General features: G+C 56.8%; 12 protein-coding genes. 9 read left to right on the forward strand and 3 right to left on the reverse strand.

Annotation, left to right across the window (positions count from 1 at the left end; genetic code table 11):
* The first annotated feature begins 79 nt into the window (after positions 1-79).
* Positions 80-1210, forward strand: a complete 1131-nt coding sequence (locus tag HMJ29_RS07960; RefSeq protein ID WP_171590974.1) for an NAD(P)/FAD-dependent oxidoreductase — start codon at positions 80-82, stop codon at positions 1208-1210.
* A gap of 48 nt (positions 1211-1258) precedes the next feature.
* Here the strand turns inward: HMJ29_RS07960 and HMJ29_RS07965 are convergent, their stop codons facing one another.
* A complete protein-coding gene (locus tag HMJ29_RS07965) occupies positions 1259-3043 on the reverse strand; it encodes an ABC transporter ATP-binding protein (protein WP_171590975.1) in 1785 nt (594 codons plus the stop codon).
* A 377-nt stretch (positions 3044-3420) separates the two neighbouring features.
* Between HMJ29_RS07965 and HMJ29_RS07970 the strand changes: the two genes are divergently transcribed.
* The 8 genes from HMJ29_RS07970 (at position 3421) to coaE (ending at position 10255) form a co-directional block, all read left to right on the forward strand.
* The gene (locus tag HMJ29_RS07970) at positions 3421-4512 is read left to right on the forward strand and encodes a Glu/Leu/Phe/Val dehydrogenase (protein WP_171590976.1); all 1092 of its coding nucleotides are present in this window, start codon (positions 3421-3423) and stop codon (positions 4510-4512) included.
* Positions 4513-4656: 144 nt separating this feature from the next.
* Positions 4657-5841 carry a transcription antitermination factor NusB gene (gene nusB, locus HMJ29_RS07975; protein ID WP_171590977.1) on the forward strand — a complete coding sequence of 395 codons (1185 nt, stop codon included), beginning with the start codon at positions 4657-4659 and terminating at the stop codon, positions 5839-5841.
* Positions 5842-5917: 76 nt separating this feature from the next.
* Positions 5918-6229 carry a YtxH domain-containing protein gene (locus HMJ29_RS07980; protein WP_088845149.1) on the forward strand — a complete coding sequence of 104 codons (312 nt, stop codon included), beginning with the start codon at positions 5918-5920 and terminating at the stop codon, positions 6227-6229.
* Positions 6230-6419: 190 nt separating this feature from the next.
* Positions 6420-7424 carry an isocitrate/isopropylmalate dehydrogenase family protein gene (locus tag HMJ29_RS07985; protein WP_171590978.1) on the forward strand — a complete coding sequence of 335 codons (1005 nt, stop codon included), beginning with the start codon at positions 6420-6422 and terminating at the stop codon, positions 7422-7424.
* A 133-nt stretch (positions 7425-7557) separates the two neighbouring features.
* Positions 7558-8079 (forward strand): DUF1573 domain-containing protein, encoded by a 522-nt coding sequence (locus tag HMJ29_RS07990; protein WP_171590979.1) that lies wholly within the window; start codon positions 7558-7560, stop codon positions 8077-8079.
* 171 nt (positions 8080-8250) lie between these two features.
* Positions 8251-8586, forward strand: a complete 336-nt coding sequence (gene yajC, locus HMJ29_RS07995; RefSeq protein ID WP_171590980.1) for a preprotein translocase subunit YajC — start codon at positions 8251-8253, stop codon at positions 8584-8586.
* A gap of 14 nt (positions 8587-8600) precedes the next feature.
* Positions 8601-9563 (forward strand): YbbR-like domain-containing protein, encoded by a 963-nt coding sequence (locus HMJ29_RS08000; protein WP_171590981.1) that lies wholly within the window; start codon positions 8601-8603, stop codon positions 9561-9563.
* 98 nt (positions 9564-9661) lie between these two features.
* Positions 9662-10255, forward strand: a complete 594-nt coding sequence (gene coaE, locus HMJ29_RS08005; RefSeq protein ID WP_171590982.1) for a dephospho-CoA kinase — start codon at positions 9662-9664, stop codon at positions 10253-10255.
* Positions 10256-10366: 111 nt separating this feature from the next.
* Here coaE and HMJ29_RS08010 read toward each other — a convergent pair whose 3' ends face one another.
* Both HMJ29_RS08010 and HMJ29_RS08015 read right to left on the reverse strand, forming a co-directional pair.
* Positions 10367-11539 carry a GNAT family N-acetyltransferase gene (locus tag HMJ29_RS08010; RefSeq protein WP_171590983.1) on the reverse strand — a complete coding sequence of 391 codons (1173 nt, stop codon included), beginning with the start codon at positions 11537-11539 and terminating at the stop codon, positions 10367-10369.
* A gap of 72 nt (positions 11540-11611) precedes the next feature.
* On the reverse strand, positions 11612-13231 hold the full coding sequence (locus HMJ29_RS08015; RefSeq protein ID WP_171590984.1) for an ArnT family glycosyltransferase: 1620 nt from the start codon (positions 13229-13231) through the stop codon (positions 11612-11614).
* Between the last annotated feature and the right edge of the window lies 1 nt (position 13232).

Here is a 13232-nt window from a genome sequence, read left to right on the forward strand (position 1 = left end):
AAGCCCCGCCATTATTATGGCGGGGCTTATTTTTTGTTCAGTTTTACTGCTGTCACGGTTTCTTATTCCACAACTGCCCATGAATAACTTGTCATACTGGGAGCAGCAGGCGTTTTTGCACCAGCCAGATGTGGTAATAATTGGGGGTGGCTTGGTAGGGCTAACTGCTGCCATATATACTCGCCAGCGCAGGCCTACTGCGCGGGTGTTAGTGCTGGAGCGCGATGTATTACCCAGCGGGGCTAGCACCAAAAATGCGGGGTTTGCTTGCTTTGGTAGCGTCTCGGAACTGCTAGAGCAGGAAATGCGTGGTGGCTCTGAGGCGCTGCTAGCCGTTGTAGAAGCCCGCTGGGAAGGCCTGCGCCGCTTACGTGAACTACTCGGCGATGACCTAATTAAGTACCGGCCAGAAGGAGGCTACGAGTTGTTTAGGCCTGAAGAAGCGAAGCTGGCAGCTGCCTGCCAACAGCACATGGCCTACTATAATGAACTGCTAGCACCCCTCATAGGGACCACCAACATCTTCCGGGATGCCTCGCACCGCATAGCAGCCTTGGGGCTAGGCGGAACGGCTGTTATGCTGGAAAATACCGCTGAGGGGAGCCTTGATACCGGACAAATGATGCTGGCACTGTTACGCAAGGCATGGGAGGCAGGCGTAACCGTATTGCACGGCTGCCCAGTGCTGGGCGTAGGAGTTACCGCCGGCGCGGTACAAGTGCAGTTAGAAGGAGTAGAGCTGCAAGCCGGTCAGGTGCTGTTGGCCACCAATGCATTCAGCCGCGAACTGCTGCCGGATATAGACGTGGTACCGGGCCGGGGCCAGGTACTCGTGACTGAGCCGCTACCTGGCTTGCAGCTGCCTGGTAGTTTCCACTATGACAAAGGCTACTACTACTTCCGCCAGGTAGGAGAGCGGGTGCTGCTGGGTGGAGGCCGCAACCTTGATTTTCAGGCGGAGGAAACAACCCAACCCGGTACCACACTGCTAGTGCAGCAGCGTTTAGAGCAGCTGCTCTATGAAGTGGTTGTGCCTGGCCGGCACCCCAAAATTGACTACAGGTGGAGCGGCGTGATGGGTTTTGGGCGTGAGTTAACGCCAATTATACGGGAGGTGCAGCCGAGCTTGTTTGTAGCCGTGCGTTGCAATGGTATGGGCGTAGCTATGGGTGCAGGTAGCGGTTGGCAAGCTGCTAAACTCATGGGCTAGCCTCCTGGCCAAGCTAGCGTTATTGCCGTAGGCCATGCAGGTAGTGGCCTAGGCCTCTTCGCTCTGCAACTGGCGCTCATACAGGGCCCGGTACAGCCCATCAGTGTCCTGCATCAGGTCTTCGTGGGTGCCATGCTGCACAATAACGCCGTCGTCGAGCACCAGAATTTGGTCGGCGAGCTTTACTGAGGACACCCGGTGGGAGATAATAAGGCTGGTGCGGTTATGCATAATGCGTTGCAATGCCCCCAGAATAGCGTTTTCGGTGTTGGTGTCAACGGCAGAAAGCGCATCGTCGAGAATCAGGATTTTGGGTTCCTTCACAAGGGCACGGGCAATGCTTACGCGCTGCTTTTGCCCCCCGGAGAGCGTGATGCCTCGCTCCCCCAGCTTGGTATCAAACCCTTCCGGAAAGCGAATGATGTTCTCGTAGACGTTGGCATCTTTGGCGGCTTGCAGCATCCGCTCTTCGGTGGGGTTTTCTAGGCCGAAGTTGATGTTGTTGCGAATGGAGTCAGAGAACAGGAACACATCCTGCGGCACGTACCCAATTTGCTCGCGCAAGGAGCTGAGCGAAAGATCCCGCACATCTACGCCATCTACTTTAATACTGCCGCTTGTAACATCATAAAGGCGGCTGAGCAGCGCGGCCACTGTGCTCTTACCAGCACCGGTGTTGCCAATTACGGCCAGCGTTTCGCCGGGGTGAATGCGGAAGGATACGTCACGCAGAGCCTGAATGCCGGTATCGGGGTAGGTGAAGCTGACGTGGTCGAAGACGATGTCGCCTTTAATGTCCAGCTCTACGTTCTGACGCGAAACGATGTCAGTCTTCTGGTCCAGGAACTCATTGATGCGGGCCTGCGAAGCCTGAGCGCGCTGCACAAGGCTGCTGGTCCAGCCCAGGGCCGTTACGGGCCAGGTAAGCAGGTTCACGTAAATCAGGAACTCCGCAATGCTGCCCGTGGTGATAGTGCCCCGGATAACCTCCTGGCCGCCAATCCAGACGGTAACAATGGTGCTGAGACCTACCAGGAACAGAATCAGCGGAAAGAAAAGGGAATTAACGAAGTTCAGGCTCAGGGACTTATCCTTATAATTGTCAGAAGCCACTGAGAACTGGTGATGGGAATCCTCCTCCCGCACGAACGACTTCAGAACCCGAATGCCCGAAAAGGCTTCCTGCACAAAGGTGGTCATGCTGGCCAGGGAGCGTTGAATCTCATCGGACTTGCGCTCAATGAGGTTGTTCACGTAGAAAATGCTTACGCTCAGAATGGGCAGCGGCAGCAGGGTGTAAATCGTGAGCTTCACGTTCACCATGAACATAAGAGGCACAATAAGCACGAACAGGATGACAAGCTGCATGAAGTACATAAGCGCTGGCCCCACGTACATGCGCACCCGGCCTACGTCCTCGGAAATGCGCGACATCAGGTCGCCGGTGCTGTGCCGGCGGTAGAAGGAAAGGGGCAGCGACTGGTAGTGCTGGTATATTTCGTTCTTCTGGTCGTTCTCAATAAGCCTCGACATCACGATGAGCGTCTGACGCATGAAGAACAGGAAGATGCCCCGCAGCAAGGCCATCGTCAGGATGAGTACGCCGTAGAGCAGCACGTTGCGCCCAAACAGCTCATACACCCCGCTTTGGGCCTGGGTGCCTTCGTAGAGGTAATATAGGTCAATGCCTTCACCTACCAGATCAAAGGCATAGCGCACAATCTGGGCCGGGAAGATGGCCAGCAGCGTGCTTAATGCCACAAAGAGCACCCCACCCAGGAAGTGCCACTTGTAGCGCAGAATATATTTATTAACAGCAGATAGAGCGCGCACAGGCAGGCAGGTTGTGAGTTTAGCGGTTGGGATATAGAAAGTTAGAAACAGGCCTAGTGGTTTTCAGCCAGCCCAGAGACTGGCCTAGGGCTGTGGTCCCTCCCTGGTCTAACCCTCTCGCTCCCAAACATCTAAACAACGGGGCAGCACTGGCAAAAGACAGCACCCCGGTGGCTTAAGTCGGAAAAACAGGTTACTTTTGCACCCAAATTGCGGGGGGCAGTACGAAAGGGAAGCCGAAACGCTTCATTCTATAATTCCGTCTGACCAACGAATGGCGTACCACCCAGGCCATCCGTTTAAAGATACGTGTAGCGCTTCACCCCGTTACTGCTTCTGCAAAGGTACAACAACCCACCCCACCCACTCCTTATTTTATGGTTGAAACGAAAGTGCTAACCGATACGTCGGTCTTTGGGCAAATTGCCGAACACCAACACGAGCAGGTAGTGTACTGCCACGACCACGAGACTGGCCTACGCGCCATCATCGGCATTCATAACACCGTACTCGGGCCCGCTTTGGGCGGCACGCGTATGTGGCATTACGCCTCCGACGCCGAAGCCCTCAACGACGTACTACGCCTCTCGCGTGGCATGACCTACAAAGCTGCTATTTCGGGTCTGAACCTGGGTGGTGGCAAGGCCGTCATCATCGGCGACGCTAAAACCATGAAGACAGAGGCCTTGCTGCGTAAGTTCGGCCGCTTCGTGCAGAACCTTAATGGCAAGTATATCACCGCCGAAGATGTGAACATGACCACCAAGGACATGGAATACATCCGGATGGAAACCAAGCACGTGTCGGGCTTACCCGAGAGCATGGGCGGTAGCGGCGACCCATCGCCGGTAACGGCTTACGGTACGTACATGGGTATGAAGGCCGCTGCCAAGAAGGCGTTTGGCTCTGATAGCCTCGCGGGTAAGCGCATTGCTGTGCAGGGCGTAGGCCACGTGGGCACCTACCTGCTGGAGTACCTGCAGAAAGAAGGCGCCAAGCTGGTGCTGACCGACTACTACGAAGACCGCGCCCTGGAAGCCGCCGCTCGTTTCGGGGCTACGGCCGTGGGCCTTGACGAAATTTATGACCAGGATATGGACATCTACTCGCCTTGCGCGCTGGGTGCTACCATTAATGATGATACCATCAGCCGCCTGAAGTGCCAGGTAATTGCTGGGTGTGCCAACAACCAGCTGGCCGACGAGAACATCCACGGCCCGGCGCTGGTGGAGCGGGGCATTGTATACGGCCCCGATTTCCTGATTAACGCCGGTGGCCTGATCAATGTGTACTCAGAAGTAATTGGAGGCAGCCGCCAGACCGCCCTCACCCAAACTGAAAATATCTACGACATCACTACGCAGGTTCTGCGCAAGGCCGATCAGGAGCAAAGCCACCCACAAGCTGCCGCTACGCGTCAGGCAGAGGAACGCATTGCGGCTATCGGCAAGGTGAAATCAACCTACTAAACCCCGAGCAATAGCCCGACGGGCAGAACGAATTCTCTCGCTCCGAAGTAATAACCTTACTTTTGCAGCACTAACCGGGGAGAAGCGTTGTTCTGCCCGTCGTTCTTTGTTTTTCGGAGACTCCACCAGTACCAACACCATACAATGCTCAACCGTCGCACGCTCCGCATTAAGGTTATGCAGGCCCTTTACGCCTACCATCAGGCCGTAGGGTCAGATTTCTTACTCGCCACTGACCAGATTGCGGACACCTTCGCGCCCGATTTAGACTCGCCTGAGCCCCAGGACCGCAAGCACCTGCAGGGCCAGCGCAAAATGGCCGAAGTCATTTTTAAGGAATGGCACAAGGGTGGCCAGGAGCCCGAAAGCACCGACGATAAAGACGTAAACGATGCCGTGAAGGACGCCATCAGCTACTACCGCAAGGCCGTGGCGAAGGATGGTACCTTCTATGCCGGCCAAATGGTGCAGGCAGCGGAGAGCATTCATGACCAGTATATCCACCTGCTCAACATCCCGGAGGCTCTGCTGCAGGTGATTGAGGAGGAGAAAGTACGCGACTCGCGCCGGTTCACGGCCGCCAAGGAGCCCCTGCTCGATGCTACGCGCCTGCAGGAAAACCAGGTAATCGAGAAGCTCATCAACAACATTCAGCTCCAGGACCTCACCATTCGCCGCTCCCTGAAGTGGCACGGCGAGGAAGAACTGGATGCCCTGCGGAGCGCCTGGCGCAATGAGATGAAACAGGACCCCGAGCTGCTGAGCTACCTCGCAGCCCCGGCCGGCAACTACGCCGAGGACCAGGAAATTCTGAAGCACATCTACAAAACGTTCGTGTTCAAGGGCGAGAGCCTGCCCGCCTACATTGAGGAGGACGACTTGAACTGGGAAGAAAACCGGCCCATCGTGAAGAACCTGGTGGTGAAAACCATCAAGATGCTGGACGAGGCCGCAGATGAGAACCTGGTTTTGATGTCGCTGTCGGCTAACTGGCAGGACGATAAGGAGTTTGCCGAGTCACTCTACAAGCAAACGCTAGCCGACGACGCCAAATACGAGCAGCTTATCTCGGAGTCGGTGCAGAACTGGGACGTAGAGCGCGTGGCGCTTACCGACAAGATTCTGCTGAAGATGGCGCTTTGTGAGATGCACCTTTTCCGGGCTATTCCCGTGAAAGTGACCATCAACGAGTACATCGAAATCAGCAAAATCTATAGCACCCCGAAGAGTAAGCAGTTTGTGAACGGTATTCTGGATAAATTGGCCCAGGATCTGACTGCCAGCGGCGCCATTCGCAAATCGGGCCGCGGGCTACTGGACAATCAATAGTGCCGACAACCCACACCGGGGTAACGTCGTCTATATAGGGTATTCTCCACCTCCCACCACGCCACACACTTGCATTATGGGTAGCAAAACCACTACCGGTATTCTATGCTTCGCCGGCGGAGCCCTCACTGGGGCCGCCATCGGACTTTTGTATGCGCCTGAAAAAGGCCGTGAAACGCGCAGCTGGCTCAGCTATAAGCTGGAAAAATATCGCGAGCAGTTGGCTGAGCTTACCGAGAACCTGGTAACCAGCCGCGCCGACGCGGGCCCCAGCTCGGCTAAAAGCGAAGGCCAACGCGTGATTCAAGACGCGAAAAGCAAAGCAGAACAACTCCTCGGTGATGTAGACCAGCTCATCAATCAGATTAACTCCCGCAAGACGGTGTAATCATGACCTGAGCCAGGAATGTGCTGATGTGCTAATGATGCTAAATCATGGGCGCATCGGCACATTTTCATTTTCAGCACACCCAGGCTTTGGTACCTTTGCAGCAAACAGGCCTACCGCCATATGGTGGCAGGCTGCTAGGCCAGTGGCCTAGGGCTAACAACATCAAACAATCAGTAAATCAGATAGAATGCACCTCATCACCCTTATCCCCGGCGACGGCATTGGCCCCGAAATCACGAAAGCAGTAACGGATATTTTCGCGGCGGCGCAGGTGCCAGTGCAGTGGGAAGAGCAGAACGCCGGCCAAACCACGTTTGACCAGTCGGGCGAGCTGATTCCGCAGACGCTGCTGGACTCGCTGGAGAAAACCCGGGTGGCGCTGAAAGGCCCCATCACAACACCCGTGGGGAAGGGTTTCCGTTCCATCAACATCACGCTGCGCCAGAAGTACGACCTCTACCAGAATGTACGTCCGGCTAAAACCACCGAGGGCATTCAGAGCCGCTACACCGGTATTGACCTGGTGCTGTTCCGCGAGAACACCGAGGGCCTGTACTCAGGCCTGGAGGTGTTTGATGAGCGCTTGGGTATTTCTGACTCTATTGCCCGCATCACGGTAGAAGGCGCCCGCAAAATTTGCCGCGCGGCTTTCGCTTACGCTTCGAAGCACGGCCGCAAGAAGGTAACACTGGCCCACAAGGCCAACATCCTGAAGATGGCCGGCACCATCATGATCAACGCCTGCAAAGAGGCTTCCAACGAATTCCCGCACATTGTTTTCGAGGATAAGATCATCGACAACATGTGCATGCAGCTGGTAAACAAGCCTGAGCAGTTTGATGTGGTCGTAACCACCAACCTGTTCGGTGACATTCTCTCCGACCTGTGCGCGGGCCTGGTAGGTGGCCTAGGAGTAGTGTCGGGCGCTAACATCGGCGACGACATGGCCATTTTTGAGGCAGTACACGGCTCGGCTCCTGATATTGCTGGCCAGGGTAAAGCCAACCCCACAGCGCTGCTGCGCTCGGCGCTGATGATGCTGCACCACATTGGAGAGCACAAGCAGGCCGACCGCCTGGAGAAGGCCCTGGAACTGACCCTGCAAGACAAGGACAAATGCACCGGCGACCTGGGCGGCAAAGCCTCTACCACCGAGTTTGCGCAGGCCATCATCGACAACCTCGATAAATAGCCAGGTACCCGCTGTGCGTTGCCAGATAGGAGCTACGTCATCAGTGGGCAGCCGGCAACAGGTAACTCACAACTGGTAACTGCTTAGTATCTTTATCCATCCGAAGGCGACTAACTGCCTTTCCTTTCTACATATGAAACGCAATCTGTTTTCTGCTTTCCTGCTTTCCAGCGCCTTGCTGCTGGGAGCCTGCAACAATGAGAAGGCTGGTGAAGTAGGCGCAACCGGCATGAATGCCGCCGCCAACGAGGCCGCCGCCAACCCCGTGGTTGACAACCCGAACGTAACCAACGAAACGGCTGCTCCTAACCCCAACGCCCCCGTAATGACCTTCGCCGTGTCTGAGCACGACTTCGGTGACATTCAGCCCGGCTCGGTGGTGAAGCACACGTTTGAGTTTACTAACACGGGCAAGTCGCCGCTGCTAATTGAGAATGCTACGGCTTCGTGCGGCTGCACCACGCCTAACTGGACCAAGGAGCCCATTGCGCCCGGCGCTAAAGGCACCATTGATGTGCAGTTTGACAGCCACGGCAAAATGGGCATCCAGAACAAAGAGGTAGCCATTCAGGCTAACACGCAGCCCAACATTACCAAAGTAGTTATCAAAGCCAACGTACTTTCTGACGGCGCCGCCGGCCCCGTACGCCAGTAGTGGCCTAGAAGTACGCCTGCCGTTTTGGGTAGCGTAGAGAAACTTTGCGGTAGAGCAACTGGGGCTGTAACAGGCTCCCGCTAACCGTAGAATCTCTGTGCCACCCGAAACGGCAGGCGTTTTTGTTTTCGTTTATAGGCGGCTACACACCGCTTCTTTTTACTTTACAGCATGTTTTCAACTCTTCTTCTGCAAGCCGGCGCCTCAAGTGAGGGCCTGACTTCTCTGTTGTTCCCCATTGCTATTGCCGTGGTGGTATATTTCTTCATGATCCGGCCCCAGCAGAAGCGCTCGGCCGATGCCAAGAAATTTCGGGCGTCCATTGTGAAGGGCAGCAACGTAGTAACCATTGGTGGCCTACACGGCAAGGTGCTGGAGGTAAACGAAGAATCGGTGATTGTGGAAGTAGACAAAGGGGTGCGGCTGAAGTTTGACCGTACAGCCATTGCCCGCGAAGCCGCCAGCAAATCGTTGGGGGCTGCCACTGCGCCCACCACTACTACCTAACGACTAGCTACCAGATGCCACCTGCCCGCCCTTTCCGAATGCTGCGCTGGTTCCTGAGTCCCTTTGTGGGGCAGGAGCGGAGCTATTGGCGGGCAGTAGTGGCGTGCTTTTTGGCGGCCAGCACGTTTTGGGTACTGAATGCTCTCAACAAAACCTACACTACCCGTATTACCTACCCAGTAGCATGGCGCTACAACGAGGCGCAGTTTGTACCCGTGCGGCCCCTGCCCATGGAGGTAGCCGTGAACGTAACCGGCCGCGGCTGGAAGCTACTGCGCCGCAGTCTGCCGCTGGAAGTAAAGCCAGCAGAATTGATTCTGCCGGCCTTACCCAGCACCCGCTACGTTACGGCGCGCAACCTACGCCCGGCTTTGCAGCAGGCCATGGAAGGGCTACAGTTTAACTACCTGCTTACTGATACCCTCTGGATAGAGTTTGACCGCTTGGTGAGCCGCCGGCTGCCCTTGGCCCTGAGCCCCGCTACCGATGGCTCAGCCTTGCCCTATGACGCCAGCTTCAGTCCGAAGACGGTGTTGTTTCGGGGGCCGGCCGGTAAAGTAAATAGCCTGCCTAACCCCTATCCGGTGCACTTGCCCCAGGCGCCGGCCGGCAGTACCACCGGTGATATTCGGGTGCCCATTGGTGGCCCTGAACTGGTAGAGCCCAACGTGCAGGATGTGCGGGTGCGGTTGCAACACCGCCCCCTGGTAACGGTGCCCCTGCAGGTGGTACCCGAGCTGATGGATGCGCCCGAAGGCCGCACGTATCAACTGAGCCCCGCCCTAGTGCAGGTGCAGCTGCAGTGCTTTCCGGAAGATACCGCCCGCTTGAGCGCGGCCGATGTGCAGGTGCAGTTGCACTACGGCCAATTTATTAACGCCGACTCCAGCCTCCGGCCGTTCCTGTCACAGCGGCCCGCGGCGGCCCGGGGCGGGCAGGTGCTCACGCCGGGCGTGCGCGTGACGGTTAAAAGGTAAGCTGCTGGACCTGAGCCGGGGAGCACTGGCCTAACTTGTTCAAAGGAGCAACCAGCCGCACAGGTGCTCCACGTAGCCTTCCACTCCGAACTACAGATATGCTGAAAATTGGGATTACGGGCGGAATAGGCTCGGGTAAAAGCGTTGTATGTCGGCTGTTCGCCACGCTGGGGGCCCCAGTATACGATTCTGATACGCGGGCTAAGTGGGTAATGACCAACGATGACCAACTGCGCGACGAACTACGTGCGGCTTTCGGCCCCGATACGTTTGATGACCTAGGCCACCTCAACCGCACCTATCTGGCTCGGGTAGTTTTTGCTGACCCCGGTCAGCTGGGCCGCTTGAATGCGTTGGTACACCCTGCCGTAGGGCGTGATTTCGCTCAGTGGGCTGCCGCTCGCCAGGCCGAAGGCCACCGCTATATTCTGAAAGAAGCGGCGCTCCTGTATGAGTCGGGCGCCTACCAGCAGCTAGACGAAATTATTACAGTGTTTGCGCCCGTGGAAGTACGGCAGGCCCGTATTCTGACCCGTGACCCGCACCGCACCCCCGACGATATTCAGAACATCATCGGTAAGCAGATGAGTGAGGAAGAGAAGATGCAGCGCGCAAATCATGTGGTGTACAACGACGACGCCCACCTGCTCATCCCGCAAGTGCTAAAGCTCCACGAAACATACGCGCAGTGAGGTGGTGCTTTAGCGGAATGGTAAGTTTGCCGTTCGGCTTGCGCGATACGTGCCAGCAGCGCCGTCTAGGCCAGTTGAGCGGCAAACTTACCATTTCAGTAAGCCACTAACTCACCGGATGATAGGGCTGCGCTCGAAGGGGCGGGTGCGGTCAAAGAGGAAGCGATACGTGACGTGGGTTTTGTAGATGCGGGCACCGATAGAGCGGGTAAGGGCCAGCATGCGCGGGTTGAAGTCCCCGATCCAGTTCATCTCAATTTCAGTGTAGCCAGAGCGCATAAACTCGGCGCGGGCGTGCACCATCATCGCCGACTCAATGCCCTTGCCTTGCCACTCGGGCACTACCCCAAAGATAACGCCAAAGAGCTTTTTATCAGGGCGCTGCATGTACTTGCGCTTTTCCCAAAGGAAACGCAGCTTGCCCCATAGGTTGAAGTTGCGGCCCACATGCTTGAAAATCTGGTTGAGCTCTGGCAGGCTCACGAAGAACGCAATGGGCTCATCGTGATGGTAGGCAAACCAGAGCAGGCGCTCATCCAACACCGGCTTCATTTCCTTCACTAGCTCCCGGGCTTTCTCCAGGGGCATGGGGTTTACGCCGCTGTGGTTGGCCCAGGCCAGGTTATATACGTGGTGAAAATCGCGGGCCAGCTTCTCGGCATCACGCTTGCTGCCGTGCTGAAACCGGAAGGTGGGGTACTGCTGCGCGTAGGTATCGAAGGCGCGGCTGAAGCTAGGGTGCAGCTGCATGGCCACCTCACGGTAGCAGGTGTACTGCTTGAAAAATACCTGAAAGCCATAGTTCTCAAAAAGCTCCTGATAATACGGCGGGTGGTAGAACATACCGTAGTTGGGCTCCGTGAAGCCCGATACCAGCAGGCCCCAGAACCGGTCTCGCTCCCCAAAGTTAATGGGGCCGTCCATGGCGGCTAAACCACGCTGGCTGAGCCACTGCTGGGCGGCATCAAAGAGCTGGTTAGCAGCTGCCTGGTCATCAATGCACTCAAAAAAGCCTAGACCACCAACTGGTAGGGTAGGGTCAGTTTGGGGAGTTTGGTGGTTGATAAAGGCTGCTACGCGCCCAATAACTTCACCAGTGGTAGTAGTCAAAACCCAGCGGATAGCTTCGCCGTGGGCAAAGTTTTGGTTGCGTTTGGGGTCAAAGACAGCCTCAATTTCATGGTCGAGGGGCGAAATCCAGGTGGGGTGATTCTGGTAAATGCGCGCCGGCAAGTCGAGAAACTGGCGGCGTAATTCGGGCGTCGTGACTTCGAGTAAGGCCATAAAGAGAGGGAAGCGAGGGAAACCGCGGCACGGGTACGCCGCAAAGAAAGGCGTTCGGGGGCAATGCGCCGCTTATTTGGCAGGTAAACGGAAGATGGATAAGACCTTAATGCCCTCGGTGCGAAGCGTGTGAATCTCGGTGCCCATGCTATCGGCGTAGGTTTGCGGATGCCAGCGGTAAGCCGTCATGAAATACTCGGCCTCAGCCAGAGGCACGTACTTAATTCGCTGGCTCTGCTCAGGCTTCAGCATGAGGCTGTTGTTGTAAAGCGGGTTGTACCAGGGCCACCGGACGTACACCCGAATGGGGCCCTGAGGCTGATGTTGAAGCATCCATTCCAGGCCATGCCGGAAGGTTAGGCCCCAATAGTCGCGTTCAAAGAGTGCCTCAGCGGCTGGTGCCGAGAGAAAGCTGAAATACAGGTGCTCATAGGGGTGCAGGCGTACCATCCGGATGGCAGTGTGAACCGTTTCGAGGCCAGCCAGCACGGCCACTGATACTACCGCCCACCGCCACCGTTGCTGGGCCACAGCAGCCAGGGCCACGGCCCCGCGCACGGCCAGCAACACCAGCGCCGGATACACAAAGTACACATGCCGCCATGTATCATACAGGGCCGAATGCAGGGCAATAATCAGCAGCAACGGGCCTAGCAGCCAGCCAGCTACCAGCAAATCAAGAGACAGCGCCTGCGTTTGCAGACCGCGCCAGCCTGCGCGCGCAAAGTGAGCGGCTACTGCTAGCAGGCCTACCAGGGCGGCTAGTACATACGGAATAGGCGTGGTTACGATGATCCAGACGGGGGCGTAGTGCCACGGAATATCCAGGGCTTTGTAGTACTGGCCCAGGTAGAAGTTAGTGAAAGTCCAGGGGTAGTGGCTCATGTTGCGGAAGGCCGCCAGGAAATTGCCCGCCGGGTTTTCCCAGAGGTAAGGCCAGCCTACTATCGTCATGAGCACCGCTGCCCCTAGGGTAATAGCCAGCAGGCCAAACCGCCGGGGGCGCTCAGGTGCAGGTAGCCGGGGCCAGTCAAGCAGCATGAGCACCACCGTAAACGGAATCAGCAGGCTGCCCAGAATGCGGGCATCAATAGCCAGACCAATGACCAAGCCATGCTGCACGGCCCGCCAGGTGGAGGGGCGCTCCTGCAGGCGTGCCAATGTGGCCATGCCCAGGGCGAAGAGACCCATGAACATGATGTCCTTGCCATTGAAGAAGGCCTCCGCGAATATCCGGGGGGAAAGCACGAGTACAGCGGCTGCCAGCAACCCCAGGCGCCAGTCAGCAAAGCGTATACGGCCTACCGTATACGTGCCCCACACGGCCAGCAGAAACGTCCCGAAGATTAGCAGGTGCCGCAGGTAGTAGAATGCCTGAGAATCATGGCGGGTGAAGATGTAGCTCAGCACCGCCACCGGAATCTCGAAAATAACGCCGTGGTCGTTGTCGCGGTAGCCTTTCAGTGGAGGAATCAGGTGGGCAGAGGGCTCCTGCCGCACTTTCTCGGGGGCAACAAGCTCCGCCATGTATTTCACGTTCACCAGCCCGTTCAGGTGGTCGGTGGGCTCATCCCACGATACGCCATAGTCGCGGTGCAAGGCCAGGCCTAGCAAGACCAGCAGCCCAAAGAAGGTGCCTACTACCCAGCGCCGGCCGACGCTGGAAGTAGCCGATAACCAATCTGATATCATA

Origin of the sequence: Hymenobacter taeanensis, assembly GCF_013137895.1 — a bacterium.
GTDB lineage: Bacteria > Bacteroidota > Bacteroidia > Cytophagales > Hymenobacteraceae > Hymenobacter > Hymenobacter taeanensis.

What these genes read in the sequence shown, in the direction of transcription:
- HMJ29_RS07960 (WP_171590974.1), top strand. Translation starts at nt 80, where the DNA reads ATGAATAACTTGTCATACTGGGAGCAGCAGGCGTTTTTGCACCAGCCA.
- HMJ29_RS07970 (WP_171590976.1), top strand. Translation starts at nt 3,421, where the DNA reads ATGGTTGAAACGAAAGTGCTAACCGATACGTCGGTCTTTGGGCAAATT.
- nusB (WP_171590977.1), top strand. Translation starts at nt 4,657, where the DNA reads ATGCTCAACCGTCGCACGCTCCGCATTAAGGTTATGCAGGCCCTTTAC.
- HMJ29_RS07980 (WP_088845149.1), top strand. Translation starts at nt 5,918, where the DNA reads ATGGGTAGCAAAACCACTACCGGTATTCTATGCTTCGCCGGCGGAGCC.
- HMJ29_RS07985 (WP_171590978.1), top strand. Translation starts at nt 6,420, where the DNA reads ATGCACCTCATCACCCTTATCCCCGGCGACGGCATTGGCCCCGAAATC.
- HMJ29_RS07990 (WP_171590979.1), top strand. Translation starts at nt 7,558, where the DNA reads ATGAAACGCAATCTGTTTTCTGCTTTCCTGCTTTCCAGCGCCTTGCTG.
- yajC (WP_171590980.1), top strand. Translation starts at nt 8,251, where the DNA reads ATGTTTTCAACTCTTCTTCTGCAAGCCGGCGCCTCAAGTGAGGGCCTG.
- HMJ29_RS08000 (WP_171590981.1), top strand. Translation starts at nt 8,601, where the DNA reads ATGCCACCTGCCCGCCCTTTCCGAATGCTGCGCTGGTTCCTGAGTCCC.
- coaE (WP_171590982.1), top strand. Translation starts at nt 9,662, where the DNA reads ATGCTGAAAATTGGGATTACGGGCGGAATAGGCTCGGGTAAAAGCGTT.
- HMJ29_RS08010 (WP_171590983.1), bottom strand. Translation starts at nt 11,539, where the DNA reads ATGGCCTTACTCGAAGTCACGACGCCCGAATTACGCCGCCAGTTTCTC.
- HMJ29_RS08015 (WP_171590984.1), bottom strand. Translation starts at nt 13,231, where the DNA reads ATGATATCAGATTGGTTATCGGCTACTTCCAGCGTCGGCCGGCGCTGG.